This window comes from Caldibacillus thermoamylovorans (assembly GCF_000751775.1).
GTDB classification, from domain to species: Bacteria; Bacillota; Bacilli; order Bacillales; family Caldibacillaceae; genus Caldifermentibacillus; species Caldifermentibacillus hisashii.
This window is the reverse complement of record NZ_CCRF01000043.1, coordinates 1-26,013: the sequence shown is the minus strand read 5'-3', so window position 1 is coordinate 26,013 and position 26,013 is coordinate 1. Positions and strand designations below refer to the sequence as shown.

The 26,013-nt window shown below is 36.4% G+C and carries 24 protein-coding genes, 2 pseudogenes and 1 riboswitch; of the genes and pseudogenes, 3 read left to right on the top strand and 23 right to left on the bottom strand.

What is annotated here, in order from left to right:
• Together BT1A1_RS06555 and BT1A1_RS06550 are read right to left on the bottom strand one after the other, a co-directional pair.
• A partial coding sequence (locus tag BT1A1_RS06555; RefSeq protein ID WP_034769332.1) for a YhgE/Pip family protein occupies positions 1–643 on the bottom strand: 643 nt, incomplete at its 3' end.
• A gap of 121 nt (positions 644–764) precedes the next feature.
• On the bottom strand, positions 765–1,340 hold the full coding sequence (locus BT1A1_RS06550) for a TetR/AcrR family transcriptional regulator (RefSeq protein WP_197057083.1): 576 nt from the start codon (positions 1,338–1,340) through the stop codon (positions 765–767).
• Between the two features lie 298 nt (positions 1,341–1,638).
• Here BT1A1_RS06550 and BT1A1_RS06545 point away from each other — a divergent pair, with 298 nt between their 5' ends.
• A complete protein-coding gene (locus BT1A1_RS06545) occupies positions 1,639–2,040 on the top strand; it encodes a GGDEF domain-containing protein (RefSeq protein ID WP_269147489.1) in 402 nt (133 codons plus the stop codon).
• 162 nt (positions 2,041–2,202) lie between these two features.
• Here BT1A1_RS06545 and BT1A1_RS06540 read toward each other — a convergent pair whose 3' ends face one another.
• The 9 genes and pseudogenes from BT1A1_RS06540 to BT1A1_RS06505 all read right to left on the bottom strand — a co-directional run bounded on the left by BT1A1_RS06540 (position 2,203) and on the right by BT1A1_RS06505 (position 11,387).
• Complete coding sequence (locus BT1A1_RS06540; protein WP_051989043.1) at positions 2,203–4,542, bottom strand: UvrD-helicase domain-containing protein; 2,340 nt, start codon at positions 4,540–4,542, stop codon at positions 2,203–2,205.
• 371 nt (positions 4,543–4,913) lie between these two features.
• Positions 4,914–5,171 carry a hypothetical protein gene (locus tag BT1A1_RS06535; protein WP_034769331.1) on the bottom strand — a complete coding sequence of 86 codons (258 nt, stop codon included), beginning with the start codon at positions 5,169–5,171 and terminating at the stop codon, positions 4,914–4,916.
• Positions 5,172–5,446: 275 nt separating this feature from the next.
• Entirely contained in the window at positions 5,447–6,196 is a 750-nt protein-coding gene (locus BT1A1_RS06530; RefSeq protein ID WP_034769336.1) for a Cof-type HAD-IIB family hydrolase, read from the bottom strand.
• Positions 6,197–6,487: 291 nt separating this feature from the next.
• A complete protein-coding gene (locus BT1A1_RS19650; RefSeq protein ID WP_419468899.1) occupies positions 6,488–6,703 on the bottom strand; it encodes an alpha-glucosidase C-terminal domain-containing protein in 216 nt (71 codons plus the stop codon).
• Between the two features lie 75 nt (positions 6,704–6,778).
• Positions 6,779–6,991, bottom strand: a pseudogene (locus BT1A1_RS19645) (alpha-amylase family glycosyl hydrolase); the annotation flags it as partial.
• 539 nt (positions 6,992–7,530) lie between these two features.
• Entirely contained in the window at positions 7,531–8,310 is a 780-nt protein-coding gene (locus tag BT1A1_RS06520) for a DUF2268 domain-containing putative Zn-dependent protease (RefSeq protein WP_034769328.1), read from the bottom strand.
• A 36-nt stretch (positions 8,311–8,346) separates the two neighbouring features.
• Entirely contained in the window at positions 8,347–8,790 is a 444-nt protein-coding gene (locus BT1A1_RS06515) for a GNAT family N-acetyltransferase (RefSeq protein WP_034769327.1), read from the bottom strand.
• 255 nt (positions 8,791–9,045) lie between these two features.
• On the bottom strand, positions 9,046–9,300 hold the full coding sequence (locus BT1A1_RS06510; protein ID WP_034769325.1) for a hypothetical protein: 255 nt from the start codon (positions 9,298–9,300) through the stop codon (positions 9,046–9,048).
• A 260-nt stretch (positions 9,301–9,560) separates the two neighbouring features.
• Positions 9,561–11,387 (bottom strand): APC family permease, encoded by a 1,827-nt coding sequence (locus BT1A1_RS06505; protein WP_034769323.1) that lies wholly within the window; start codon positions 11,385–11,387, stop codon positions 9,561–9,563.
• Positions 11,388–11,652: 265 nt separating this feature from the next.
• A riboswitch (cyclic di-AMP (ydaO/yuaA leader) is annotated at positions 11,653–11,794 on the bottom strand.
• 177 nt (positions 11,795–11,971) lie between these two features.
• On the opposite strand from BT1A1_RS06505, the gene ald reads away from it, so the two are divergent.
• Complete coding sequence (gene ald, locus BT1A1_RS06500; protein ID WP_034769321.1) at positions 11,972–13,099, top strand: alanine dehydrogenase; 1,128 nt, start codon at positions 11,972–11,974, stop codon at positions 13,097–13,099.
• A 185-nt stretch (positions 13,100–13,284) separates the two neighbouring features.
• Here the strand turns inward: ald and guaC are convergent, their stop codons facing one another.
• Together guaC and BT1A1_RS06490 are read right to left on the bottom strand one after the other, a co-directional pair.
• Positions 13,285–14,268: a GMP reductase gene (gene guaC, locus BT1A1_RS06495; RefSeq protein ID WP_034769319.1), complete on the bottom strand. Its 984-nt coding sequence runs from the start codon at positions 14,266–14,268 to the stop codon at positions 13,285–13,287.
• Positions 14,269–14,604: 336 nt separating this feature from the next.
• Positions 14,605–14,904, bottom strand: coding sequence for a HesB/YadR/YfhF family protein (locus tag BT1A1_RS06490; protein ID WP_034769313.1), 300 nt, complete (start codon positions 14,902–14,904; stop codon positions 14,605–14,607).
• Positions 14,905–15,183: 279 nt separating this feature from the next.
• Here BT1A1_RS06490 and BT1A1_RS06485 point away from each other — a divergent pair, with 279 nt between their 5' ends.
• A complete protein-coding gene (locus tag BT1A1_RS06485; protein ID WP_034769307.1) occupies positions 15,184–16,773 on the top strand; it encodes a long-chain-fatty-acid--CoA ligase in 1,590 nt (529 codons plus the stop codon).
• A 94-nt stretch (positions 16,774–16,867) separates the two neighbouring features.
• On the opposite strand, the gene BT1A1_RS06480 is transcribed toward BT1A1_RS06485, so the two are convergent.
• The 10 genes and pseudogenes from BT1A1_RS06480 to BT1A1_RS06435 all read right to left on the bottom strand — a co-directional run bounded on the left by BT1A1_RS06480 (position 16,868) and on the right by BT1A1_RS06435 (position 25,752).
• Positions 16,868–18,088 carry a hypothetical protein gene (locus tag BT1A1_RS06480; RefSeq protein ID WP_034769301.1) on the bottom strand — a complete coding sequence of 407 codons (1,221 nt, stop codon included), beginning with the start codon at positions 18,086–18,088 and terminating at the stop codon, positions 16,868–16,870.
• A 15-nt stretch (positions 18,089–18,103) separates the two neighbouring features.
• On the bottom strand, positions 18,104–18,934 hold the full coding sequence (locus BT1A1_RS06475; RefSeq protein WP_034769300.1) for a hypothetical protein: 831 nt from the start codon (positions 18,932–18,934) through the stop codon (positions 18,104–18,106).
• Complete coding sequence (locus BT1A1_RS06470) at positions 18,931–19,620, bottom strand: ABC transporter ATP-binding protein (protein WP_034769299.1); 690 nt, start codon at positions 19,618–19,620, stop codon at positions 18,931–18,933. Before BT1A1_RS06470 ends, BT1A1_RS06475 begins: the two co-directional genes overlap by 4 nt.
• Entirely contained in the window at positions 19,613–20,005 is a 393-nt protein-coding gene (locus BT1A1_RS06465; protein WP_034769298.1) for a GntR family transcriptional regulator, read from the bottom strand. Before BT1A1_RS06465 ends, BT1A1_RS06470 begins: the two co-directional genes overlap by 8 nt.
• A 369-nt stretch (positions 20,006–20,374) precedes the next feature.
• Positions 20,375–21,469: a glycerol dehydrogenase gene (locus tag BT1A1_RS06460; protein ID WP_034769297.1), complete on the bottom strand. Its 1,095-nt coding sequence runs from the start codon at positions 21,467–21,469 to the stop codon at positions 20,375–20,377.
• A 152-nt stretch (positions 21,470–21,621) separates the two neighbouring features.
• A pseudogene (locus BT1A1_RS06455) lies at positions 21,622–22,122 on the bottom strand (DUF4349 domain-containing protein); the annotation flags it as partial.
• A gap of 69 nt (positions 22,123–22,191) precedes the next feature.
• The gene (locus tag BT1A1_RS06450) at positions 22,192–22,935 is read right to left on the bottom strand and encodes an SDR family NAD(P)-dependent oxidoreductase (protein ID WP_034769295.1); all 744 of its coding nucleotides are present in this window, start codon (positions 22,933–22,935) and stop codon (positions 22,192–22,194) included.
• Between the two features lie 197 nt (positions 22,936–23,132).
• Entirely contained in the window at positions 23,133–24,398 is a 1,266-nt protein-coding gene (locus BT1A1_RS06445; protein WP_034769294.1) for a glutamate-5-semialdehyde dehydrogenase, read from the bottom strand.
• A gap of 35 nt (positions 24,399–24,433) precedes the next feature.
• A complete protein-coding gene (gene proB / locus BT1A1_RS06440; protein ID WP_034769293.1) occupies positions 24,434–25,540 on the bottom strand; it encodes a glutamate 5-kinase in 1,107 nt (368 codons plus the stop codon).
• Positions 25,541–25,542: 2 nt separating this feature from the next.
• On the bottom strand, positions 25,543–25,752 hold the full coding sequence (locus tag BT1A1_RS06435; protein ID WP_034769292.1) for a hypothetical protein: 210 nt from the start codon (positions 25,750–25,752) through the stop codon (positions 25,543–25,545).
• Positions 25,753–26,013: the final 261 nt, after the last annotated feature.

Here is a 26,013-nt window from a genome sequence, read left to right as displayed (position 1 = left end):
CTGCTAAAGTTTGCAAATTATCCTTTAGCGTCTTTGCTCCTTCATTTAAATCATTAGCACCTTCATTCAGTTTCCCTGTCCCGTCACTGGCAGATTGGAAACCATCCGCCATTTTCATTGCGGTATCAAACATTGTTTCAGCATATGTTTTTGAAACTTCAGCGGAAACTGAATCACGAATTTTTAATACAGCCGTTTCACCAATTTGGCTGGCAAGAAAATTATAGCTGTCATTTGGCATAAATTTCAGCTGAAGTTTTTTTGGAGATTCATCCAATAAAGTTGTTGCATTTTCCGAGAAATCTTCAGGAATTTCGATGATCATATAATAAGTCAGATCATCAAGACCATCCATTGCTTTCTTCTTTGAAACAATTTGGAAATCAAAGGAATCATTATCTTTTAAGTTATCTACCAGGTTTTTACCAATATGCATTTCTTTTCCATCCATTGTGGCGCCTTTATCCAAATTAACAACTGCGACAGGAAGCTCACTCATTTGTGCATAAGGATCTTTAAAAGACCAAATAAACATCCCGCCGTAAATAAGCGGTACGAAAAGAATTGCAATGATTGGAATCAAAACTTTTTTATCCTTGAGTATTTGTTGGATTTCTTTTCCAAATAATTTTATGCCATTCAAGGAAATTACCTCCTCTTACTACTAATTGACCGAAACAGTCATTTGGTCAAGTTATGAATAAATGATAGGATCATCATGATTATGACAACCCTAATTTTCTCCCATACATGAAATCTACCTTTTAATGATTGGCAGATATGCCTTGGAAAATGTAAAGATCCAGAAGTTCAGCAAGTTCTTCTTTCGACAAGGAAGGATTATTTTTTTCCCAATCAAAAATCAATGCAACGTAAACTTTTAGAATAGCAAATGCGGTTATTCTTGGATTGCATGGGCGAATGTCTCCAGCTTCTATCGCTTGTTTTAAAATATTGGTAATGTAATTAATGATCGCCTCTTCAAAATTGTTCAACGCTTCAACAACTTCAGGTGTGCCAAACTTGGCTTCTTCAAATAATTTTATTGCCAATTGATGCTTGAGACGGTATTCCAACATTTTATAGATGGCACGATGAACATTTTCATGAAAGGACAGACCTGCTTCAAATGTTTCTTCCGCAGCTACCCGCATTTCATTAATTAAGTCTTCCATAATATAATGGAGCAGATCCTCTTTATTATTAAAAAATGTATAAATGGTACCTTTCCCGACATTTGCCAGTTTCGCAATTTGTTCCATCGAAGTTGCTTTATAACCGAATAGTGCGAATGATTTCCCCGCTGCATCAACAATCTGCTTTTTTCGATCCACTTTCACCAACAATCACCACCCTGATTGACCAAATGAACGATTCAGTCATTTAGTACAAAATATAATTTAACCCTCTTTTTCATAAAAGTCAAGGTAAAAAATTTAATTCTTACTGGATTTTTTCACCTAATGGTTATCACCCAAAAAGCCCATTTTTCAAAAACATTTACGCTCAAATGACAATATATTGTGTCTTGATAAAAATTGTTAGTACTATATTTGGTGCAAATCTTTCCTTAAAACCTTTTTGGGTGCTAATCATGACATATGTTAAAAATCATTTTTCTCCAACTATGAAAATTATATTGTCATGGCTGATATCGACTATTTCAAGCATATTAATGATACATATGGTCATTTGAATGGAGATGGCATCCTGAAACAGTTGACAGATGTGTTCAAAAACTTGGCAGCCCAAATAACCGGAGCAAATATACTCATTTGCAGATATGGCGGTGAAGAGTTTATATTTTTTATTGAGATGGAAAAAAAGAAAGATATTCAATCAATCGTAACGGCTTTTCAAGATAAAGTTAGGAAAACGTCTTTTTATCTGGAAGACACAAATGAAAAGATCGATCTCACCCTGTCTTTTGGTGTGTGCCCAATCGAGAACATTAATGACCTGACACATTCGACAGGAAAAGCCGATAAATGTTTGTATCGTTCAAAAAATAATGGGCGGAATCAAATAAGTTATGCATAAAAGGAATTTGAAATCGGATACACTCTGGCTTAGGAATGGTTATAACCTCCCCAAAAGCGGTAATACAGCTTTTTAGGAAGGTTATATCAGATTAATAGCAGGGGAAAAAAATTCCTCCTGAATTCATGGTTTCTAAGACAATAAGACAACGTTCTTGAAAATTTAGCGATATATATCCTTAATACTTTGCTCCATTTTTTCGTTACAAAGTGGACATGACTTTTCTTCCAAAAGGGAATCTTCATAAGAATCAATCCGCATCCAGGCATTACATTTAGGATTTTTACAGTCCCAGACTAAGATAGATTCTACCAGCCGTTTTTCTCCTTTTTGTTGTTTTGAGTTTGATCGTGTTTGTCCCCAAACCGATTGATCCCGTTCGGCTTCCGGGTCGGTGAATGCTTCTAAAAGGAATCGGGAAACTTTCAATTTTTCTCCCCGATACTCAGCCGGTGAACTAATATATAATTCTTCTTTTGCCCTGGTAACTGCCACATAAACAAGTCTTCGTTCTTCTTCAATAGCCGGATCACTTTTCTTCCTCTCATTAAAAATCATATCTTCTCTCACATTTGCTTCAATAGCTGATTTATGAGGTAAAATCGTGTCTGAGGCTCCAAGCAAATAAACAACCGGAAATTCCAAACCTTTTGCTTTATGAATCGTCATCAATTTCACGACATTTGCTTCCGGATCTTTTCTTAATTTTTCCATCTCCTTATTACGTTCAATAATAATATCGACAAAACATAAAAACTCCGAAACCGTTTCAAAACGTCGAGCAGATGATTCGAGTTCAGCAAGCATCTCACGCATGATCTCTTTATGGGTAGTCACATGTTTTCGTTCATCCGTTTCCATATATTTGTCGTAAACTTGCCTGATTGCCCTAACGGCTTTCATTGGTTTTTTCTGGTTTATTTTTTCGATTAACTGAATCCGCTGCCTGATTTGTTTCTTTTGAAACTCTTTGAGATGCGGGATTTCTAATGCATGGATTAATAAATTTTTTGCCGGATGAAATAAATCTCTTTCCTCTATAAATAATCCAGTCTTTTCGCGATTAAGATACAGCGTCGGTAAAATTCCTTTAACTGCGTCCAAATTACGCCCATCAATAGCCAGCCGCAAATGATCAAGGACCGGTTTAATGAGGCCATGTTCATAAAACGTATAGGAAGACCCGAAAGTGACGAAAGGTATGCCACGTAAAACAAGTTCATCAAAAATCGCCCGGTTGTTACTGTTATTTCGATATAGTATCGCAAAATCTTTAAAATTCCTCTGCCCTCGATGAACTGCTGATAAAATATTTTCAATGATTATCGTTGCTTCCTCATCCGCTGTACTTGGACGAATAAAAGATGGATCTAATTCACTTTCCATTGTTGCGTCCAACTTTTTTTCATAACGATTTTTATTAAATGAAATAATCGTATTTGCTAATCCAACGATGCTTGTTGTGGACCGGTAATTAACATTTAAATAATATGTTTTCGTTTCTTGAAAGTTTTTACTGAAATTTAAAATGATGGATGAATCTGCCCCATTAAATTCAAAGATCGTCTGGTCATCGTCTCCCACCACAAAAAGGTTATTTTGGGGGGCTGCTAACATTTTTATCAGTTCATACTGAATCGGATTCGTATCTTGCCATTCATCACATAAAATAAATTGAAAGCGCCCTTGAAGTGTATGTAATAGACCCGGATGATTCTTCATCAAATGGTAGGCGTCAAGGAGGATGTCGTCAAAATCCATATAATTGTTTTCTCGTTTCCTTTGTTCGTAAGTTTGCAAAATCGATTTTATTTCTTTGTCGACTGGTGACTTTTCAGGCAGATCACTAACTTGCAACATTTTATTTTTATAATGAGATAAAAGGGCTACAAGTGTTTCCGGTTCATATGCATCTGAAAGGTTCATTTCCTTCATGATTATTTTTAGTATCGTATGTTTATGTTTTTCATTGCTGAGGATTTGCCGGCGATCCCCCTGTCCGCGTAATATTTGTAAAAATATTGAATGGTAGGTTCCCGTTAAAATATGTCTCACCATCTGCCAGGAAAGTCCCGGTAATGTGGAAAGTCTTTCCTTCATTTCGTCGGCTGCTTTTTTAGTAAATGTGAGTAACAGAATTTGGCTTGGAGCAACTTGATGATAAGCGATTAAATATCCTACACGTGATGTTAATAACCGTGTTTTTCCGCTACCGGCACCGGCTAAGACAAGTGCGGGGCCAGTGAAATGCCGAACAGCCTCAAGTTGTGATTGATTTAACTTTATCCCTCTTTTTTCAAGTGCCCGAAAATAATATGCATCTTTTTCACTATTTTTTACTAAATCAATGGTTGTTTTTGTATCAGCCAAGTTTGTTTTGTGAATCTTTCTTTTTGTCGCTCCCGCAGGAAACGGGTAGAACGTCGATTCTTGGTTTGATTTGCTTCCTTGACTGTTGTTATCCTCATATTTTTTTGTGAATTCCGTTTTCCGTTCCTCCATTAAAGACACCTTTCCAATATAAATCAATATGTTCTTTTAACATAATACCATTTAATTATCCAGTTAACACCAAAAACCGGTTTTGTAAACTTGAAAGGTTTCCTGTTGATTTTTTTTATTGCTGAATACCAAGAGGGGACTGGTGAATTGAGTATCCCTACTGTTGAATTTCGGTTTTTTATTGTTAAATTTCGGGCTTCGACTGTTGAATCTGAGCCCTTTTACTGTTGATTTATCCTCTTTTACTGTTGAATACCAGGGAAGTACTGATGATTTGTGTATCCCTACTGTTAAATAATATCCTTCTACTGTTGAATTTCTAGGGGCAATTCCTAATATTCTACAGGTCGACGAGTGCGTCAATGAAAATCTTAACAATCGTTCTCCTCTTTTTTTTCTTTTTCCTTTAAATTTTTTGTCCCACTGTATAACCCACTTGCAGATAACCCGAGCATGATGCCAACAAGAATCCCTTCTTTCAAAGGAGCCGACAAATAAAAAATACCAAATAAAATCCCAAGAACAAGGGAAACGAGTGGTGAAAACTTAGATGGCATTCCTAATCGTTTAAACACTTCTACGACTCCTAAAATTAAGGGAATAATGACCACATCATAGTACGTAAACATATAAACTTCCCTCCATTAATAATGGTTTCAAAAAAGTGTGGAAAAAGGTTTGGTAGAACGTCAATAAATTAGCTTCTTTTTTTACTAGTATATTAAGGAGACTTACAAATGGTGGCGGCCATTATCATTTTTAAAAGTGGAACTTCATTCAATGAGAAAGTCGAGATCTCCCATCCTTTTTCCTCTTCATTTCCGGAGTCAATTAACCTAGGATCATTAAATGCAAATAAACCCACAAAAAACTGTGGGTTTTAAAAATCTACTTCCATATTGAATTAACAGCTTCCCAATACCTCATAAATCGCTTTTGCAACACCGTTTTCTTCATTTGTTGCTGTGGTCCAATCGGCTGCGTTTTTCACGGTATCTTGTGCATTACCCATGGCAACCCCAAAACCTGCTTTCTTAATCATAGAAATATCATTCAAGCTGTCACCAACAGCCATCACATGATCCATCGTAAACCCTAGCCTATCACACACTTTTTCCAAAGCTGCCCCTTTATTAATACCAAGAGGGTTGATTTCCAAGTTAGTCGGACTGGAATTGGTAACTTCCAAATCATCCTTCCTTAATTCTTCTATAATCATATTTCTTAAGTTTGTATCATGAATGTCAAAGCCGAATTTTAACCACTTATATTTACTGAGATCCACATGATGGGGAATATTGTTATGAAATATTTCCCCTTCCGTAATTGCCCAGTAAGTTAAATTATGTATGTTTGCCAATTTCCATAACCGTTCAATTTGTTCTTTCCTAAATAAATGCTGCTCAATCAGCTTCCCGCGACCCTCCCAAATTTCACTTCCATTGATTGTAACAGAAAATGAACTTAAATTCAGTTCATCCATATATCTTTCAATTTGCTGAAAAGGTCTCCCGGTACTAATAACAATTTGAATATCAGATTCTTTTGCTCTTTTAATTGCCTTTTTATTTTCCTCCGTTATTTCTTGATTATGATTTAACAATGTTCCATCCATATCTAAAGCGATTAGTCGGATTTCCCGTTTCACTGCCATCATCCTTTCTCTCTCTTTCATTCTAACATGAATAAACTGTACACGGTATTTGAATTAATAATAGACCTTTTATCAGACATCCCCAACTGAATAATTCCCACCAAAAGGTTTTTACGGAAAATTTTATACAACATTTAAAAAAACTCGACATTTTGAACATCGCAAACAAATTAAAACGAATGAATCCTGATTAGTTCTGAAAGCTTATATCAAAATAGATTGATCATTACTACTTTATCACGATTTCCAGTAATAAACGATGGATTCATAAGGTCTTAATCGAAGCTCGCCCTAAGTAGTTTGAGAGTCTCTGTAATTGGATATGATAATAGTTGGATTTTTCACAACTTCAACCGGAAGTGACACATCGACCATATTTCCATAAAAATTACTAATAACCAACAAATGTTCATTTTTCCAATTTTGCATGTAAGCAAAAACATTTGGGTCATCCTCAATTAATAACCGATAATCTCCATTACTAATAATATCATAAGTCTTCCGCAACCGAATTAATTTTTGATAATGATAAAAAATCGAGTCCGGGTCCTGTATCGATTTTTCCGCATTAATTTCACTAAAATAATATTGACCGGTTTTTTCATCAAATTGCCATGCCGAGCCACCAAATTTTGACTGCCAATTATTCGGTTCTTTTCCGTCCACCGGAACTTTCCAAATATAATAATCACGATATGGATTGTTTCGAGATGAGGCGGATTTTTTGAACCACTCATGCTCTGTTGACGTATGGTTTAGTACTATATCCATAATGATTTTGAGATTGCGTTGATGTACTCAAAGGTTCCGCATGCTACAGAAATAATCACTGTTATTATCATTAGAATCATTTTTATATGCTCCTATGTTCATAGTATTCTTTATGGAGTTTATACTTAGTGTAGTTCGCGATTCCGTTATCATTGGTGAATACTACATAATTATCTCTGTCCTGGTTAATGTATAAATTTCCAGCAAAAATACAAATTCGACTTAGTAAGAAATTTTTAAGCTCTACTTGATCTGTTCTCACCTAACCACCGAATTTTTTATGTATCATATAAATTATTGTACCATAACGAAAAAAACCTTTTAAAATTTTTACATTTGCCGGCAATTAATTCTACTTGTGATACCTTTAACCAAACTAGTACTTTGATAGAAGAAAAATCTATAAAAAAATAGAGGCTAGGAATAAAATTTTTCCAAGCCCTAAATTGTAATCGAAAGTGTTTTTGCTTAAAAATCATACTTTCATAAGTACTGCAATTTTTCGTGTTATTTACTCTTTTGTACCTCTTAAGTGAACCACTCCTCCGTATGAAAGGATAAATTTATTTTACATTTGCAATGGTTGCCGAATCAAGTGGGAATAAATCGCTAGACGTTCGCTCATGCTCCTCCAAATAATTTTTTACTAAATAGTATCCAACACAATAACCGAGCATTTTCGGGAGCAAACGGAAACCGTAAAGAAATTCTTGATGTTTTGGATGGCTTTTTGGGATATTTCTGTTTGGATAAATGATTTTTTTCCACATTTGATTCAACTGTCCTTCTGTATAATAGGATGTCCATTTAGCAAGATATTCTTCACCAACCAGTTCTCTTACTGCATTTTCCGCAAGACCTTCCAAAATAATGGAATCCAACAATACATAATTTTCTTCCTGCTTACCATTCTTTGCCAGCCGGCAGACATGGTTATATTCATGGACCAACAATGCTCTGATTTCATTATCGCTATTTTGGTCGGACAAAAAAAGAAATAATTTATCTTTAAAAGCTAATCCTGATTTTCCATTTTGATCACGCATGATCTTCGGATTACTCATTTCTGATGGAAAAATAAAAATGGGGATATCCGGACCGTTCCACAACTTTTGCAGTTTTGTCGCTTCCGTCTGTACCAGCTTCCAAATATTATGCTTTTGCCATTTATTTATTGCTTTTTTTATATTTGTTGAAGGTTTTCTATACATGCCGTGCCATGTTAAATATTCGTATATTTCTTCAGATGCTGCCCCTCCAAAATGTGATTTTAATTTTTCACAAAGTGTTAATGGCTGTTCATATCCGTTTAACAACCATTGATCAGTAGGAATAACAGTCATATGAGACCTCCTCATATCAGCCAAATGTAATGAACATCAAATTTTCCCTTTTAACTCCATCGTTGTATAAATGTCACGAAATCCGAGTTTTCGGTATAATTGTTTTGCATGATTGCCTTCGAATACATTCAATTGAATTCTGTCATAGCCCATTTTATTCAACTGCCGGCATGCTTCTTCACATAATTGTTTGGCAATGCCTTTTTTACGGAAAGGAGGTAAAACATATAATTCTGGTATAATACCTATTACCTGGTCCGTGTAAAAATCATAATTTGTACCAATTCCAATCCAACCTTGAATCGTATTATTTTCCATATAAACGAGATAGAACCCGCCATTATTTAAAAATGGCCAAATTAATTCTTTCGCTTTCTGCCAACTTGGAACAACATTGCCAACTGTCGCTTCATCCATCACGTCCAAAGCACATTTCAATATTTCTTTCGTCTGCTGAATCGTTGCTTTTTGGATAGGCAAATCATCTACACCCCTTTTTTAACGTTTAGAATATCCTATGATTGCCATCAAAATAAATCCAATATTTCTGAAAGCAAAAGAAAAGTTTTTCTCCGGTGAATCATATTTAAAGAAGACTCGACGATTAAGGTAGAGCAGTGCAATAGTTGAGCTTATACTACATCGAGTTCGCAACTGTGCTTAAATTTTTTCATTAAGTATAAAAAACCTCGACTGTTTATCGAGGTTTTAACAAAAATGAATTTTTCTTCATTGTTACCAAAAGAAAAACGGAAGGATTGCTAACGATACAATAGCTCCCAGTGCAAGTCCATAGGTAAAGCCATAGCCCCAACCATAATATCCGTAACCAAAGCCGCCGAAATTTCTTGGTCCGCCAAGAGGTCGAATATATACTTTTCGCGGGTTAACATCTACTATAATTCCTCTGTGCACACTCCCATCACGTGTTTTAATATGAACCGCTTTTCCCCGATATCGATTGCATAAATGATAAATGTGAGCTGACACATTCACACCTCCATTATTTTTCAAGCTACATTATCATATGGGATTTCTTAAATACGGAAATGGACAATTATATTAGGATATGTGTGGATTTTAAAATACGATACGGAAGCCTTCAACCATCAAGGAAACTTTGATGTAGGATTCCTTGAAATGCGCGAACTCCGCTTTCGAAGCTAACAAAAAAATTGTTCAAGATTTTTTATACTGAAAAAAAGACTGTCCCTCTTAGTGGAGACAGCCTTTTTAATTCCTTCGTTATATTATTTTTTTAAGTGGAATGGTACAGTGCTGACAACAACATTTTTACGCAATAATAAAAATTCACGAATCATCAAACTTGATTGGTTATGCAAAAAGTAATGCCACCCTTTTTTTGGGATAAATTGCGGAATAATGACCGTCACATTATAATGATTCTCATTTGCCTTTTTATTAACAAAATCAATAAATTTGGAAAGTGGACCAATTATACTACGATAGTAAGAATATAACGTCACAATTCTTATATCCGGATGTACTTTTTTCCATTTTTCCTCAAGCTTAATAATATTTTCTCGGTCAAATCCAACATAGACAGCGATAATTTGGTCGGGTGATAAAGACTTTGCATAATTTAGTGAATTTTCTACAACAGTCGTAATACCGGAAACAGGTAAAACAATGATATTACCTTGTATCGGTAAGGCAGAAGCTGCTTCTTGAATTCGCAGTTGCTCACCGACAGCTTCATAGTGTTTTCGAATTTGATGAAAAAGGATAATAATAATTGGCAAGAAAATAAACACCGGCCATACTTGAGTTAATTTCGTTATAAAAAACATCATTGTTACGATAAAGCAAATGAATGTACCAATCGTATTGATAATGAATTTTGTTACCCAGTTTGCCGGCTTTTCCCGTAACCATTTCAACATCATCCCTGTTTGGGCCAACGTAAACGGAATAAATACACCGACCGCATACAACGGAATAAGATGTTCCGTATTTCCTTTAAAAATTAAAATCAGTATAATGGCTGCTACACCTAAAGTAACGATACCATTAGAAAACACAAGTCTGTCGCCCCGATTTGAAAGCATTCGTGGCAAATACTTATCCCTGGCAAGATTAACGGCTAAAAGTGGAAAAGCTGAGTATCCGGTATTTGCTGCAAACACAAGAATTAAAGCTGTTGTCCCTTGAATAAAATAATACATCCAGTTTCGACCAAATGTTTGAGAAGCAATCTGCGAAACAACGGTTTCTCTTGCACTGGGTGTAATTCCGTAATAATAGGCCAAGAAAGTAATCCCAGAAAAAAGAACAGCAAGAATCAGTCCCATTGAAACTAGTGTTTTTGCAGCATTTTTCGGAGCCGGATCCCGGAAATTAGGAATCGCATTGGAAATTGCCTCAACACCGGTTAAAGCTGAACTTCCTGAAGCAAATGCCTTTAGTAATAAAAATAGAGAAATACCTGCCACCGGTGTCCCAATCGATGTATGGTTTTCTGCAGGGACCACACCTGAGCTAATATTAAAAAGTCCAACACCGATCATAATAATTAAAGCAAATACAAATAAATAGACCGGATAAGCCAGTATCGATGCAGACTCCGTAATTCCCCGGAGGTTTAATAAAGTAATAAGTAAGACAAAGGCGACAGCAATTGCGACTTTATGATCGTGTAAAATTGGAAATGCAGAAGTTATCGCATCCGCCCCCGCTGACACACTGACAGCAACCGTTAAAATATAGTCGACCAATAGGGAACCACCGGCAATTAATCCAAAGTCTGCACCGAGATTTACCCTCGAAACCATATATGCTCCACCGCCGCGGGGATACGCATAAATAATTTGCCGATAAGATAAAATTAGTGCGATTAATAAAATTAGAATTCCAACCGCAATTGGGAGTGAGTACCAAAGAGCTGCCGCCCCTAACGTCACCAAAACAATCAAAATTTGTTCCGGACCATAGGCGACGGAAGAAAGTGCATCTGAGGATAAAATCGCCAATGCTTTTGTTTTGGATAATTTTTGTTCACCTAATTCGGTTGATTTTAATGGTCTGCCAATAAGCAATCTCTTTAATGCAGTTACCAAAGTTTTCACCTTCTATAAGTAAATAATCTGTAAACTTAGACTTTCCATTTCGAAACAAAACAAAGCTGGTTTTCCTTACCAAATTTGATAAAGAAAAGCGTATGGCCCCCGCTTTGCGAAGTTTGCTAGTTGCTTGCGACCGCATCTAGAAAATAAAAACTTGTCTTCAGGCTGTTCACTAGTATTTTTTTACAGAAAACAAAAAATGCCTACAGTTCTCCGGTCAAGAATTTGTAGACACAAATATTTTCATTCAAAATTTCACCTTCCCTTTCAATAACGCTTACGAGGTTAGCTGGCGGATTCGGGACATTGAATATCCCTACCTAAAGGATTCACCCCTTGGATTTATATATAAAATCCATCGTTGGTTCCCCCGTACAATATTGTTTCAGCGACTTAAACAAGGTAACAGATGATATATTACTCCCTTTTTTTTCACTTGTAAATGATAAAATGTGAAATAAATTGTAGTTTTTTACGAAAGTTTTATTACGAATATCCCGATGTTTTAAGTTGTCATTCAGAAGTAAAAGATATACGATAAAACTATATTTCTCATTTTAAATAGGGGGATGTTAAAAATGATTATTGGGGTACCAAAAGAGATTAAAAATAATGAAAATCGTGTCGCAATTACACCATCAGGAGTCATCCAATTGATTGGTGCAGGACACACAGTACTTATTGAAAAAAATGCAGGGGAAGGCAGTTCGTTTTCAAATGCAGAATATGAACAGGCCGGTGCAAAAATTATAAATAGCGCCTCGGAAGTTTGGGAAAAGGCACAAATGATATTGAAAGTAAAGGAGCCGCTCCCGTCAGAGTATCCATATTTTCGACCGGGATTAATCATTTTTACCTACCTTCACTTGGCAAATGAATCTCAACTAGCCAGAGCACTGATAGAAAATAAAGTGACAGCAATCGCTTATGAGACATTATCAGTCAATAAAACACTACCATTATTGACACCGATGAGTGAAGTAGCCGGTCGAATGGCTGTACAAATCGGTGCCCAATATTTAGAAAAATCCGAGGGTGGTAAAGGGATTCTCCTAAGCGGCATACCTGGTGTGAAACGTGGCAAAGTAACCATTATCGGTGGGGGAGTTGTTGGTACAAATGCGGCAAAAATCGCGCTTGGCTTCGGTGCTAATGTAACCATTGTCGATTTAAATTCAAATCGGCTCCGTCAGCTGGAAGAAATATTCGGTACACGTATTCAAACATTGATATCTAACTCGTACAATATTGCCGATGCGGTAAAGGATTCTGATTTGGTGATTGGTTCCGTCTTGATTCCGGGAGCAAAAGCACCAAAACTTGTCACAGAAGAAATGGTAAAAACAATGCAACCGGGTTCAGTGATTGTGGATGTCGCAATTGACCAAGGCGGCAATTTTGAAACGGTTGATCATCCGACAACGCATGATGACCCAATCTTTGTCAAACATGGTGTAATCCACTATGCGGTTTCTAACATTCCTGGCGCTGTTCCGCGAACTTCGACGATTGGACTGACAAATGTCACGATCCCATATGCTGTAGAAATTGCCAATAAAGGGCTCGTGAAGGCAATTACCGAAAGTGAAGCCATCAAATCAGCTGTCAATGTATTAAACGGGAAAGTTACTTATGAGGCAGTTGCCCGTGATTTAGGATTGACTTATGTGACGGTTGAAGATGCATTAGCCGCAGGAATTTACTGAACGAAACTGTACTAATGGAAAATGATACATTTAAGGATGAAAGCAAGTTCGAGACAAAATTAAGCAACGATGAAACGAAAAGCTCTTTTCACATAATTAATGAAAAGAGCTTTGTTAAATTTACGGGAAGAAACATCATATGATTTTTTGTTCTGCTTACAAAAGGTAATGAACCTTTTTTTACTCTAGTAGATTTTATCCCCATTAAAAATTGAATTTTTGACAATTACATAATCAACTTGACGGAGAGCACTTAATTTATTTCCACCGGCATAAGAAATGGATGATTGCAAGTCTTCTTCCATTTCCGTCAGTGTGTTTTGAAGCCGGCCTTTGTATTCCACCCACATTTTCTTCCCCTCGACATTCCGTCTTTCCCCTTTTTGAAACTCGGAAGCCGAACCAAAGTATTCTTTGTAAATTTTACCGTCAACGATTTTTGTTTCTCCCGGTGATTCTTCGTGACCGGCAAATAACGAACCAATCATAACCATAGAAGCACCGAAACGGATCGATTTGGCAATATCGCCGTGTGTCCGGATTCCACCGTCGGCAATGATTGGTTTTGTTGCGGCTTTTGCACACCATCTTAATGCAGCTAATTGCCAACCACCTGTCCCAAAACCGGTTTTTATTTTCGTAATACATACTTTCCCGGGTCCAATTCCCACTTTCGTCGCATCTGCCCCGGCATGCTCCAATTCTCTTACCGCTTCCGGTGTCCCGACATTTCCGGCAATAACAAACGATTCCGGAAGCAATTTTTTAATATGTTTAATCATGTCAATCACTGAATCCGAATGACCGTGTGCAATATCAATAGTAATGTATTCCGGAACGAGATTTTCATCGGCCAGCTGTTGGATAAAATCATATTCTCCATTCTTTACACCAACACTAATCGATGCATATAACCCACGGGCCTGCATATCTTTAATAAAATCGATCCGCTTTTCCGGTTTAAAGCGATGCATAATATAGAAATACCCTTTTTCAGCTAAATATAGGGCAATTTTTTCATCAATAATTGTTTGCATATTGGCAGGAACGACCGGTAAACGAAATCTTCGTCCGCCAAATTCAATTGTTGTATCACATTCTTTTCGACTCTTTACAATACATTTAGCAGGAATCAGTTGAATGTCCTCATAATCAAATACTTTTCGCAAAATAATCACCTCTATATACGAATAATCTTAAATAAATTTTATTTTATTGTTCGCCATTAGCACTATACCTTATTTTTTCACTTCTGTCAAAGATTTTTAAATGAATTAATCCCGAATAAAATTATAAATAAAAAAGCCTTATCAGCTAAAAATAGATAAGACTCGTGAAAAAACATATTATTTTTGTAAATTCTCTTTAACAAATGGTAACTAGATCGCTTTACTTACTCGATCTGCCTTTTCTTTTCCCTACATTTAACACGACTCAAAATAATTGTGCTTTAGGCGTGTGCTATAGAAAAATGCCCTTTTTCGGGGCTGAACAAAATGATTAGCTTATTCCGGCTTTACATAATCAAATGTAAGCTCATCATCGTTCGGATCATAATTTACATGGAGATCATGTCCATCAAAAAACCAAACATCGGAAGTTTCTACATAAAAATCGATACCATCCTTTTCGGTGTAAACAGCCATATCAACCGGATCATTATCCTGGGTAAAACCAAGGGCAAAGTTTTTTTGTACCGGACTCGACCCATAAATTTTACTAAAAAACTTAACTTTATCACCTTTTTTTAAGCCCATTGACTCCTTAAACCATTCAAGTGCGTTTTGACTTATTATAATTTCCATAGTTCCACTCCTCGATGCTGTAGAATCTGTTTATTTTTAATTTATCTTTTCTGGGAAAATTCATTCCGACATTGGTCATGATACATTCATGATAACAAAACGATAAGTAGATGTTAAGGAAAAGCTTTGTTTTAAGTATTTATAATTGCTTTAATATTATTGACATAAAAAGCATAAGAATAGTAAAATCATTGTAATCGATTACATTTTTTTATATGAACACACTTTAGAAAGATTCTCTTAAACTATCAACAATACATTATTAAGGAGCTGTTGCCCGTGTTCACTTCATTAACACCTTTGGATTGGAAAAGACGAGCTGTAAAATACTACCCAAATAAAGTTGCTGTTATTGATGGCGAGAAAAAATTTACGTATAAACAATTTTCAGAACGGACGGATTTACTATCAAAAGCATTATATCAAGCCGGGATCAGGGAAAAAGATCATGTTGCAGTTATGTTGCCGAATACCCATTATATGCTGGAATGTTTTTACGGAATTAGCCAATTAGGTGCCGTAATGGTTCCTTTAAACTATCGAATTTCCTCTTCTGATATGGAATATATTATCAATCATAGTGATGCGAAAATGCTTATAGTTGATGCCGAATTTGCCATGGCAATTGAAAAAATTAAAGATCAATTAGTTTTGGATCAAATTATTATCGTCGCAACCGATGGGTTTGAAACGTCTTTAAACGGGGTCGACTATGAGGATTTTATTAATCACGCTCCCGACATACCATTACCGAAAGTGGAAATTGATGAAAGACAATTGTTAACGATAAATTATACAAGTGGAACTACATCCCGGCCTAAGGGCGTTATGTTAACTCATCGAAACAATTATTTAAACGCAGCTGATTTTTTATACCACTTGCATGTTGGGCATGATGATGTTTATTTACATACATTACCGATGTTTCACGCCAATGGTTGGGGAGGTGTTTGGGCAATTACCGCGGCAGGAGCTACACATGTTTGTTTACGAAAGGTTGACCCTCCTGTTATTTTGCGTTTATTTGAAGAGCTCAAGATAACTTTACTCTGCGGGGCGCCGACTGTTCTTAACATGCTTGTAAATCACCCGGCTGCAAAAGAAATAAATATCAAAACGAGCCCACGAATGGCCGTGGCAGGTTCACCACCAGCTGCTGCATTAATCCAAAAAGCTCAAGATATTCTTAACTTGGATATTATCCATGTATATGGGTTAACGGAGACATCTCCATTTATTTTATATTGTGAATGGAAAAGGTCGTTTGAAAACAAAAATTTGGAAGAACAGTCCACGATAAAAGCACGCCAAGGAATCGAATTAATCTTTAACGGTGAGACAAAAGTGATCCGTCCAAATGGTGAAGCAGTGGCATGGGACGGTCAAGAACTCGGTGAGATTGTTGCCCGCGGGAATGTCGTAATGGAAGGTTATTATAAAGATCCGGATAAAACACGGGAAGCAATTGTTGATGGTTGGTTCCATACCGGTGATTTAGCCGTAACCCATCCAGACGGTTACATTGAAATTCGCGACCGGGCGAAAGATATCATCATCTCCGGTGGCGAAAATATTTCATCAACAGAGGTTGAAGGTGTATTATACAGGCATCCTGCTGTTTTGGAAGTTGCTGTTATTGCGGTGCCCGATGAAAAATGGGGAGAAGTTCCAAAAGCTATCATCGTTCTTCAACCCGGAGCAACCGTTACCGAACAAGAAATCATTGATTATTGTCGCGACAATATGGCCCATTTCAAAGCACCGAAATCCGTTGATTTTGTTGAATCTTTGCCAAAGACAGCAACAGGTAAATTACAAAAATACCGGTTGCGACAAATGTATTGGCAAAGTTCAAAAAATGTTAACTAAACGTTTATTGATACAGATGGGAAAATCCCACTTAAGGAGTCATAAAAACCGGGCATGTAGCCCGGTTTTTAGAAATCGCCTCCCTGTCACCACTTTATGATTTTGGCTCTATTAATTTAAAATATGTTTTATCATTATATTGATTAATCTTTTTATGCTTTGCCACGATTTTGCCTTCATATAAAGATTGTCCGGTAGATAAATCACCGATAAATAAAGAATATCCATCATCAATCGCATTAATAATATAAATTTTGCCATTCAAAACAGTAATAAACGGTTCTGCGTGTAAATCATCATTGTCAGTATTTTCGGAAGTCTGAGGAACATTAAATAAAATCTTTTCACGCCAAGTCCCAGTCTCAATATCATATGGAACCACTTCCAGGCGATTATCGATCTGATTTTGCAAAAATACGGTCGAATTATGTAATGATGCCGCTTCAACCATTCCTAATTCCTCATGATTTATTTTTTCCAAGACTTCCTTTTCAAAATTATAAACATAACACTCACTTGCTAATATTTTCTCTTCAACTTCTTTTGTATTTTCGTTCATCTCTTCTTGAACCCTTTGCAATAAAAATAAGGCATATTCACTTGGCTTTAAAGAAAGGCTATCATTATTTATAGAAAATGACGTCCAGTTTCCATTTTCTACTCCTTCACTATTTTTTAAAATGACATCGTCACGGATGAGCTTTTTTTCTTTTAAATCAAAAACATAAAGATGTGCCTCCTCACTACTGTCCTCGCTAAAGTTATTTGTCAATACTTTTACCTTACCATTCAACAACTGTACATCATTTATGTTAATCGTATAATAATTTTCACCATCCGGTATGGCCACTTCAAAGGCTACTGTTTCATTTGTTTTTTTATCCAATACTTCTATAAGAAATTCATTTTTATTTGTCATACCGCTAAACGTGTTCTCTATTTCATATTCAGCATAGGCCAGCCAAGCTTTATCTTCATAAAAATTTCCCGGATTTAACACTTTTTGCCGCAAAAAGTTCTTATGTTCCTTCATTATTTTTTCAAACTGTGATGGTAGTTCCACTATTTCACTAATAATACTATCATAGTTTATATTCATCGTTTTTCCGTTCAAAATCTTAAATGAATAGAGAATGTCATTTACATTGTAATCACCATGAATGACTAAATCTTGCAATTCCTTTTCATCACCGCTTATTTTTTTTACCTCAAATTCAGGAACGGTCCGTGATGCAAAACTGCTACGAATATAGTAAGTTCCGACCGTAATGACGGTAATGATCAAAACAACAATGATTTTCCAATATTTCTTCATCCGAGAAGCCCCCCATCAAACTCTGATTTTGTATTTTAATAGGTAATTTCCAATCCATACTGCTCCAATTAATACAATGATACCGGCAATAACTTCCATAACAAACAGCTCCACCGGGAAAAAATAATAATTAAGTACAAAAGTATCAATCAAAAGGGGCATCAAGAAAAATCCGACAGAAACGAGTCCATAAGAAATACCAAAAATAATCCCTTTCAGACGATAGCAGCGTTCAAATAAAATTGCCGTAAACGTAACGCAAACCGCAACAATCCCCATCCCATAAAATAGTAAAAAATCTATTAAGGAACCTGGAAGAATGACCGACAAATAATTAAAATCGGTATATTCCTTTATAGGCAGATCCACCCGAAATTCGGCAGGAACAATCCATTTCATTATTTGCATTTCAATCAAGAACAAGAGAAGTTGAAGGGCAACTAATCCAAAAACAAATATTAGGATTGCCGTCGCTTTCGCAAAGTACAGGTTCAATCTTGCAGTTGGAAGCATTAGCAATCGATATATAAACGAATTTTTACCGAGCCAATCACGATACCAAATAAAAAATACATAGATTAGAAGAACAACGACACATAATGCAATCGACCAATAAAACCAATTGGATTGAACGACTCTTTGCATTGTAAACGCTTCGTAATTTTTAATAAAATCGGCTTTAGACATCATATCACCATAAATAACATTCTTGGCTTCTCGCATATATCCTCTTGACTCCAAAATAACTGCGAAAAATTGCATTATAATCGTTACGATAACGAGAACAATGTATAATTTGAAAAAACGATTGAACTCAAAATTGACAAGTTTCAAATACCGATTCATGATTCATACACCTCCCGCAACACATCAATGACTGATTTTCCTTCATTTTCTCGGACTTCTTCAACATAAAACTCTTTCAATACTACACCATTGTCTATCAGAACGACTTTATCAATCAGATGTTCAATATCATTAATTTCATGGGTGGTAATAATAACTCCTCTGTCTTCAATTAGGTGACTGGTAAACACATTTGCAATTTCTTCACGACTAAAAATATCTATCCCAGAAAACGGTTCATCCATTAAAAAATAGTCAACATCGAGAGCCAAACCAAGCAGCATATTCACTTTAGCGGTATTTCCTTTTGATAATTCACTAATCCTCTCTGTTTCTTCTAATTTAAAAAATTCAAGCAGCTCTTCTGCCCGTTTTTGATTCCAGCTTTGATAAAAATCAGCCATGAAGGCAAAAGCATCCGCTATTCGCATCTGCGGAGGCATCGTTATTGTATCTGGAATAAAGGTGATTTTTTCATAACTGTCTTTTGTAAGTTTACTTCCATCAATGAAAATTTCCCCGCTATTAATTGGGATTAACGACATAATTGCTTGCATAATCGTTGTTTTTCCTACACCATTAATCCCGATTAAACATGTAATTTGCCCCTTTTCAGCCGTAAAGGAAACTCCCTTTAATACTTCTTTCCGACCAAATTTTTTTGTTACATTTTTTACTTCAATCACGGGTATTCCCCCTTACATAATCAGCCTTTTCATAATATTCCTTGACTATATAAAGAACTTCCTCAAGTGGTACATTAATTGTACGCACGGAATGGACAAATGTTTCAACCGCTTCCATAATCAACTCTTTACGCACTTTTTTCAAAACCCCTTCATCTTTTGTAATCCGACTTGGTAAATTCCCCTCTGTAAAAATCAACCCTTGTTCCTCCATTTCCTTATACGCTCTTTGTGCCGTATTGGGATTAATTTTTAATCGGTGAGCCAGTTCACGTCTCGACGGAATTTCCTGCCCCGGTTCAAAAAAGCCTTTTGCAATTTGTTCCTTAAAATAGCGAACCACTTGAACGTAGACAGGATCCCGATTATTAAATTTGACATTCATAGACAGTCCCATCTCCTATAAACATAGTGTGTAATCATCTGCACCACTTTTCGTAAAATATAGATCTGTATTAATCACTTAATACAGGAAAGGCACACCATTTTGCAATATTTCAATACAACTCGTTCTTGTTAATGTATTAACTATTTCATACACCTAATTTATTATAACACCGTAAATTTTCATGGACGATGTATGTAAATCTAAATTTTATACTGTACTAACCCCATAATACATCTTCATGTGTATTATATGGCTAATACACAACAATGTCAATTCTCATTTTCTTAATTTTTCAGATGAAAAATAAACATAAAAGAACCGGTTGTTTATCCGGTTCTTTTGGTAAGTGATTTAAATGATTGATTTCTACAATAATTTGCTGATTTGGTCTACGGCTATGATGGCGTTCGCTACATCTTCCGGAGTAATTTCACCGGAAAGATTTCCCATTGTTTCCCCTTCAGCAGTAGCTCCTGCACCCACTTTTAATAAATCTTCATAAGTCGCGTTTTCCAAATGTAATTCTTTTAACGTCACAGGGAGATCAAGTTTTTGATAAAATCTCATATATTTCAAAATCTCTTCAGTTGACTGGTTTTCTAATACTAATTGAGTCAATGTTCCGTAAGCCACTTTTTCCCCATGAGTCAGATGGTGAATATCACCTTTTAATGCGGTAAACCCGTTATGAATGGCGTGGGCAGCTGCCAATCCCCCGCTTTCAAAACCAATTCCGGAAAGTAATGTGTTTGCTTCCACCACCGCCTCTACTTGACTCGTAACGATACCTTTTTTAACTGCTTGGTAGGCAGCCTCACCATATGTAAATAATGTTTTTTCACAAGCTTCAGCAATGGCCCGGGCTGCGATGCTAGGTTTGCCGCCGGACATTGCCTCTCCATTACTTTTTATCGTTGCTCTTGCTTCAATCCAAGTGGCCATCGCATCGGCTATTCCGGAAGCGAACAAACGAGCAGGCGCTTTAACCACAACTGCAGTATCGACAAGAACAAGATCCGGATTTTTCTTATAAAAACGATAAGATTCGAACCTTCCCTCATCCGAATAAATGACGGAAAGACTGCTGGTCGGAGCATCAGTTGAGGCTGTTGTCGGTACAATGATTATATTTTGGTTCAGCTCATCCGCTACCGCTTTTGCAGTATCAAGTGTTTTTCCTCCGCCAACACCAATGACAACATCAACCCCATTGTCTTCACCCATTCCTGCAACTCTTTTCACTTCATTTGTTGACGCTTCACCGTTAAATTCAATATAGTGATAATCTAAACCACTTTCATTGAAGCTTCCAATGATTGTTTCTTTCGTTATACCCCATACAATTTTATCAGCGAGAATTAAAGGTTTTTTACCAAAATCTTTTGCATATGTACCTATACTTTTTAAAGCACCTTTTCCTTGCACATATTTACTCGGTGAAATAAAAACAATATTTGCCATTTTTTCCACTCCTTTTATATTTCCTATAAAGGGAAATAACTTTTTACATTATTAATTATATCACAAATTATCATAAATAAATCTCTTTTTATAAACTGTTCAATTTGAAAAAATTTTATCCCCGCGTTTAAGACGGGGATTAAATGGAGCAGTTATCCTTCTCTTTTTATCCGCTTTCGTATGATAAAAATTATAATGAAAGCAATAATACCAAGTAAGAAGAAGAGTGGTAAATACCCAATAAGAAAAATAAATAGACTCGAAAACGCACTAATTAAAAAATTGATGCTCTTCTTAAATTGCTCCTTTGTTTTTTCCCATGTTTTTAATTGACTATCACCTAAATTTTTCACTTCAACTTTATTTTCCTCAATTGAAATCGTGACCGTTGCTAAATCAGCTTTATTTTCCAAATAGTTCATTCGACCCTTGATGGTTTCTATTTCTTCCTGAACTTTAGCCAAGTCTTTGGAAATAGCTAATAAGTCTTCTGTTTTTTCCGCTTGTTCCATGAATGAAAGTAATCTGCTTTCAACAGTTTGTTTCGATTTCAAGCGTGATTCTAAGTCAATATATTCTTCGGTAACATCTTGACCGGTAATGGAACTGTCCACAACTTTCCTGCTGCCTTTTTCAACCAGTGAAATAAAGTCACGAAATTTCTCTTAAAAAGAACTGCCCTTAAGAATTTCTTCTCAAGAGCGGTTCTGAATTTTGCAAAATTATTTTGCTGTATATCCTCCATCCACAAGTACAGTTGTACCTGTAACAAATTCATTTTCACACAAGAAAACAATTGCATGAGCTATTTCTTCAGGTCTGCCTAAGCGACCGATCGGATGTCGTGCTACCAAACTATCATAAAAATCGCCTAATGCTTCTTTATTTACCATACCTGTTTCCACATAGGCCGGTGCAACAGCATTCACTCGAATACCACGGTCTCCATACTCAACAGCCAGAGATTTGGTCATTAAGTTAACTGCACCTTTACTGGCATTATAGGCCATAGCACCCGGTTCACCGACAGAACCAAGAATCGAAGCCGTATTCACAATTGCTCCGCCACCTGTTTTTAACATTTCTTGAATGGCATATTTACAACCGTAGAATACTCCATCTTGGTTAATACTAATCACACGTTTATACTCTTCATCCGATAATTCGTGGGAGGCTTTTAAAATACCAACACCGGCGTTATTGACCATTATATCTAATCGTCCAAAGCGCTCAACGGTTCCAGAAACTAATTTTTCTACCGATTTTTCATCAGATACATCCACATTTTCAAATACAACATCAGCATATGTATCTTTCAAATCCTTTTCAACTTTACGACCTGCTTCTTCATTATAGTCTGCAAAAACAACTTTAGCCCCTTTTTCCAAAAATGCTCTTACAGTAGCCAGTCCAATTCCGGAAGCACCACCTGTAACAATTGCAATTTTGCCCTTTAAATCAAACATGAAAATACCTCCTTGTAATATATGATTATTACAAATTTATTATACCTAATTGTTAGCGCATTCACAAATGATACCTTGTCCACCAAATCGGCCAGATCAGGAAAGTCTCTCTCCCACCTACTTCCTTATTCATTCGAATTTTGAGGTGGGAGCCCTTGACTTGCCTTTTCAATCTGCTCTTGCCCCTGTATATTGTCCTATTCTCTTACTTGTCCCTTGCCCTTGATAATAAATTTGCTGGATGTTAATGCTTTTAATCCCATTGGACCGCGGGCATGAAGCTTTTGCGTACTAATCCCGATTTCTGCTCCGTAACCAAACTCAAATCCATCGGTGAAGCGAGTGGAAGCATTATGGTAAACGGCTGCGGCATCAACATTTTGTAAAAATATGGCCGCTTGGTCCTCATCTTCTGTAATGATCGCTTCAGAATGTTTTGTGCCGTATTTATGAATATGGGCAACTGCTTCTTCTAGACTATTCACTAATTTCGCACTCATTTTTAACGCTAAATATTCTTGATACCAATCTTCCTCCGTAGCCGGGCGGGCAGGTGGGAAGGCCTGACATATTTTTTCATCCCCGTAAATTTCCACTTGATGAGCGTGTAACACTTGTAAAAGCTCGACGCCATATTTGTCAAACCAATGTTGATCAATCAGTAAAGATTCCGCTGCATTACAAACGGAAGGTCGTTGCAATTTCGCATTTAACACGATTTCCTTTGCCATCTCAAAGTTTGCCGTTCTCTCGATAAAGATATGGCAATTTCCGGCACCGGTTTCAATGACAGGAACCGTTGCCTCTCTTATAACAGTTTGTATTAAGTCTTTACCACCTCTTGGAATTAGCACATCCAAATAATCATTTAATTGAAACAAAGCTTTAGCCGTTTCTCTGGAAGTATCTTCAATAAATTGGACAGCATCTTTCGGAATTGCGGTCTTATCCAGGGCCCGATGAATCGAATCAACTAAAGCCAGATTGGAAAACTTCGCCGAGGAACTCCCCCGCAAGATGATTGCATTTCCCGTTTTTAGGGCAAGGGTTGCCGCATCAATCGTTACATTTGGTCTTGCCTCATAAATCATGCCAATCACACCGATAGGAACCCTTTTTCTTTGAATAAACAAACCATTTTCTTTCTTGATCGTTTCCAGTACTTCACCAATCGGATCAGCTAAATCAACGACTTGTTGGATTCCCTCTACGATTCCATTTATCCGTTCTTCATTTAACATGATCCGGTCAAGAATTGCATCTGACATCCCTTTCTCTTTTCCTAATTGTAAATCTCTTTTATTTGCTGATAAGATGACATTTTGATCTACCAATATTTGTTCTGCAATTTTTTTCAGCGCTTCGTTTTTTTGCTCGCTTGTGATCCCGGTCATTTTATAGCTGGCTGTTTTTGCCAATTTCCCTTTTAACAGTACTTCATTGTTTTGTGCAATCTGTCCCATTTCTTTTCCCCCATTCATCAAATTTATCAAACCTCTTATATGACTTTTTTTGCTTTTACCCAGTTATTGCGATGAATAACCTCCAATGAGGACTCATTATCTTTTCCTTGTCGATATTTTTCTTCAAGATAATTTTTTAGTTCAGCTGAGGAACAACTTACTTCACCTTTGCCAATAAAACCTTTCGCCCCGATGACTTCAACAACATCCCCTTTCTCAAAAGTACCAGTGACTTTAAATACACCAGGCGCAAGAAGACTTTTTCCATTATAAAGGATCGCTTCGACAGCACCTTGGTCAACATAGATTTTCCCGGAAGACTCAGAATGAAGAGCAATCCACTGCTTTTTTGTATTCAAGGCATGATGTTCGCGATTAAAGATATATGTTCCATTTCCTTTTCCGTCGATAATTTCCAACAGCTTATTTTTTCCGTTGCCCATACCGATAAATACGGAAACACCAAGAGAAAGAGCCGTTTGTGCAGCTAAGAGTTTTGACTTCATTCCGCCGGTTCCCACTTTTGAACCTGTGGAATCAGCTCTCTCCAACATGTCTTCGGGAATACCTTCTAAAAAGTAAAATTTCTTCGCATTCGGATTGGTACGCGGATTCCCATCATAAATTCCGTCAATATCCGTTAAAATAATCAGTCTGTCTGCATGAATGAATCCACTTACTAAACTTGACAACATATCATTATCACCGAATGTTAATTCATCAACAGAAACCGTGTCGTTTTCATTAATGATCGGAACAATCCCTCTTTCTAAAAGCTCAGTAATCGTTGCATAGGCATTTCGATAACGGTCACGATTGGAGAAATCTGACCTTGTTAATAAAATTTGAGCAGCAGTAATATTATATTCACTAAATTTTTCCATATATGTTTGAATCAATAGGCTCTGACCGACACTTGCAGCCGCTTGTTTCCCTTTCAACGTAACCGGTCGACTCGGATATCCTAATTTTTTGAAGCCTGCAGCAACAGCACCTGATGACACTAAAATGACTTCATGATTGGCTCCCACCAAAGTTGCAATCGCATCAACATGATCAGTCAATTTATCTTGGTCAATTTCACCTTTGTGATTGGTTAATGAACTGCTTCCAATTTTTACAACAATGCGTTCTTTTGACATTTTCATTCCCTCTTAAAAATTTTTAAAATAAAAAGCCCAATCATCCTGAAAATTTCAGGACGAAAGAGCTTATCTTCCGCGGTACCACCTTGATTGAGCACAAAAATATTGTACTCCGCTTCTTTCTCTAACGCGAATTTGCGCCCATGGTTTTGCCATGAGACTCGGAAGGCAGGTTCTGCAGTTTGAATATGACGGAATTTTGCAGCCACGAATCCCGCTCTCTAACATATCAAGTTCTGCATACTAGTCCTTCGTTACCGATCCATATACTTTTATATTTATTATGGAGAGATTCTTTTCGGATGTCAATACATGCGTATGGAAAAATTTTTCCTATTCCTTACTTTTTAAAAGATTGAAAAATAACTTTAATGAAAAACTACTTTTCTAACTTATTCGAAAGTCATGATTTAGAAAGTTTAGCTGCTCTGCCATTTCTGCAACTTGGTAAGATACCTTAGAGATTTCAT

Excerpts from the sequence above, each read along its gene's own strand:
- BT1A1_RS06540 (WP_051989043.1), bottom strand. The coding sequence starts at position 4,542 with ATGGAGGAACGGAAAACGGAATTCACAAAAAAATATGAGGATAACAAC.
- BT1A1_RS06535 (WP_034769331.1), bottom strand. The coding sequence starts at position 5,171 with ATGTTTACGTACTATGATGTGGTCATTATTCCCTTAATTTTAGGAGTC.
- BT1A1_RS06530 (WP_034769336.1), bottom strand. The coding sequence starts at position 6,196 with ATGGCAGTGAAACGGGAAATCCGACTAATCGCTTTAGATATGGATGGA.
- BT1A1_RS06520 (WP_034769328.1), bottom strand. The coding sequence starts at position 8,310 with ATGACTGTTATTCCTACTGATCAATGGTTGTTAAACGGATATGAACAG.
- ald (WP_034769321.1), top strand. The coding sequence starts at position 11,972 with ATGATTATTGGGGTACCAAAAGAGATTAAAAATAATGAAAATCGTGTC.
- BT1A1_RS06490 (WP_034769313.1), bottom strand. The coding sequence starts at position 14,904 with ATGGAAATTATAATAAGTCAAAACGCACTTGAATGGTTTAAGGAGTCA.
- BT1A1_RS06480 (WP_034769301.1), bottom strand. The coding sequence starts at position 18,088 with ATGAAGAAATATTGGAAAATCATTGTTGTTTTGATCATTACCGTCATT.
- BT1A1_RS06475 (WP_034769300.1), bottom strand. The coding sequence starts at position 18,934 with ATGAATCGGTATTTGAAACTTGTCAATTTTGAGTTCAATCGTTTTTTC.
- BT1A1_RS06465 (WP_034769298.1), bottom strand. The coding sequence starts at position 20,005 with ATGAATGTCAAATTTAATAATCGGGATCCTGTCTACGTTCAAGTGGTT.
- BT1A1_RS06460 (WP_034769297.1), bottom strand. The coding sequence starts at position 21,469 with ATGGCAAATATTGTTTTTATTTCACCGAGTAAATATGTGCAAGGAAAA.
- BT1A1_RS06450 (WP_034769295.1), bottom strand. The coding sequence starts at position 22,935 with ATGTTTGATTTAAAGGGCAAAATTGCAATTGTTACAGGTGGTGCTTCC.
- BT1A1_RS06445 (WP_034769294.1), bottom strand. The coding sequence starts at position 24,398 with ATGGGACAGATTGCACAAAACAATGAAGTACTGTTAAAAGGGAAATTG.
- proB (WP_034769293.1), bottom strand. The coding sequence starts at position 25,540 with ATGTCAAAAGAACGCATTGTTGTAAAAATTGGAAGCAGTTCATTAACC.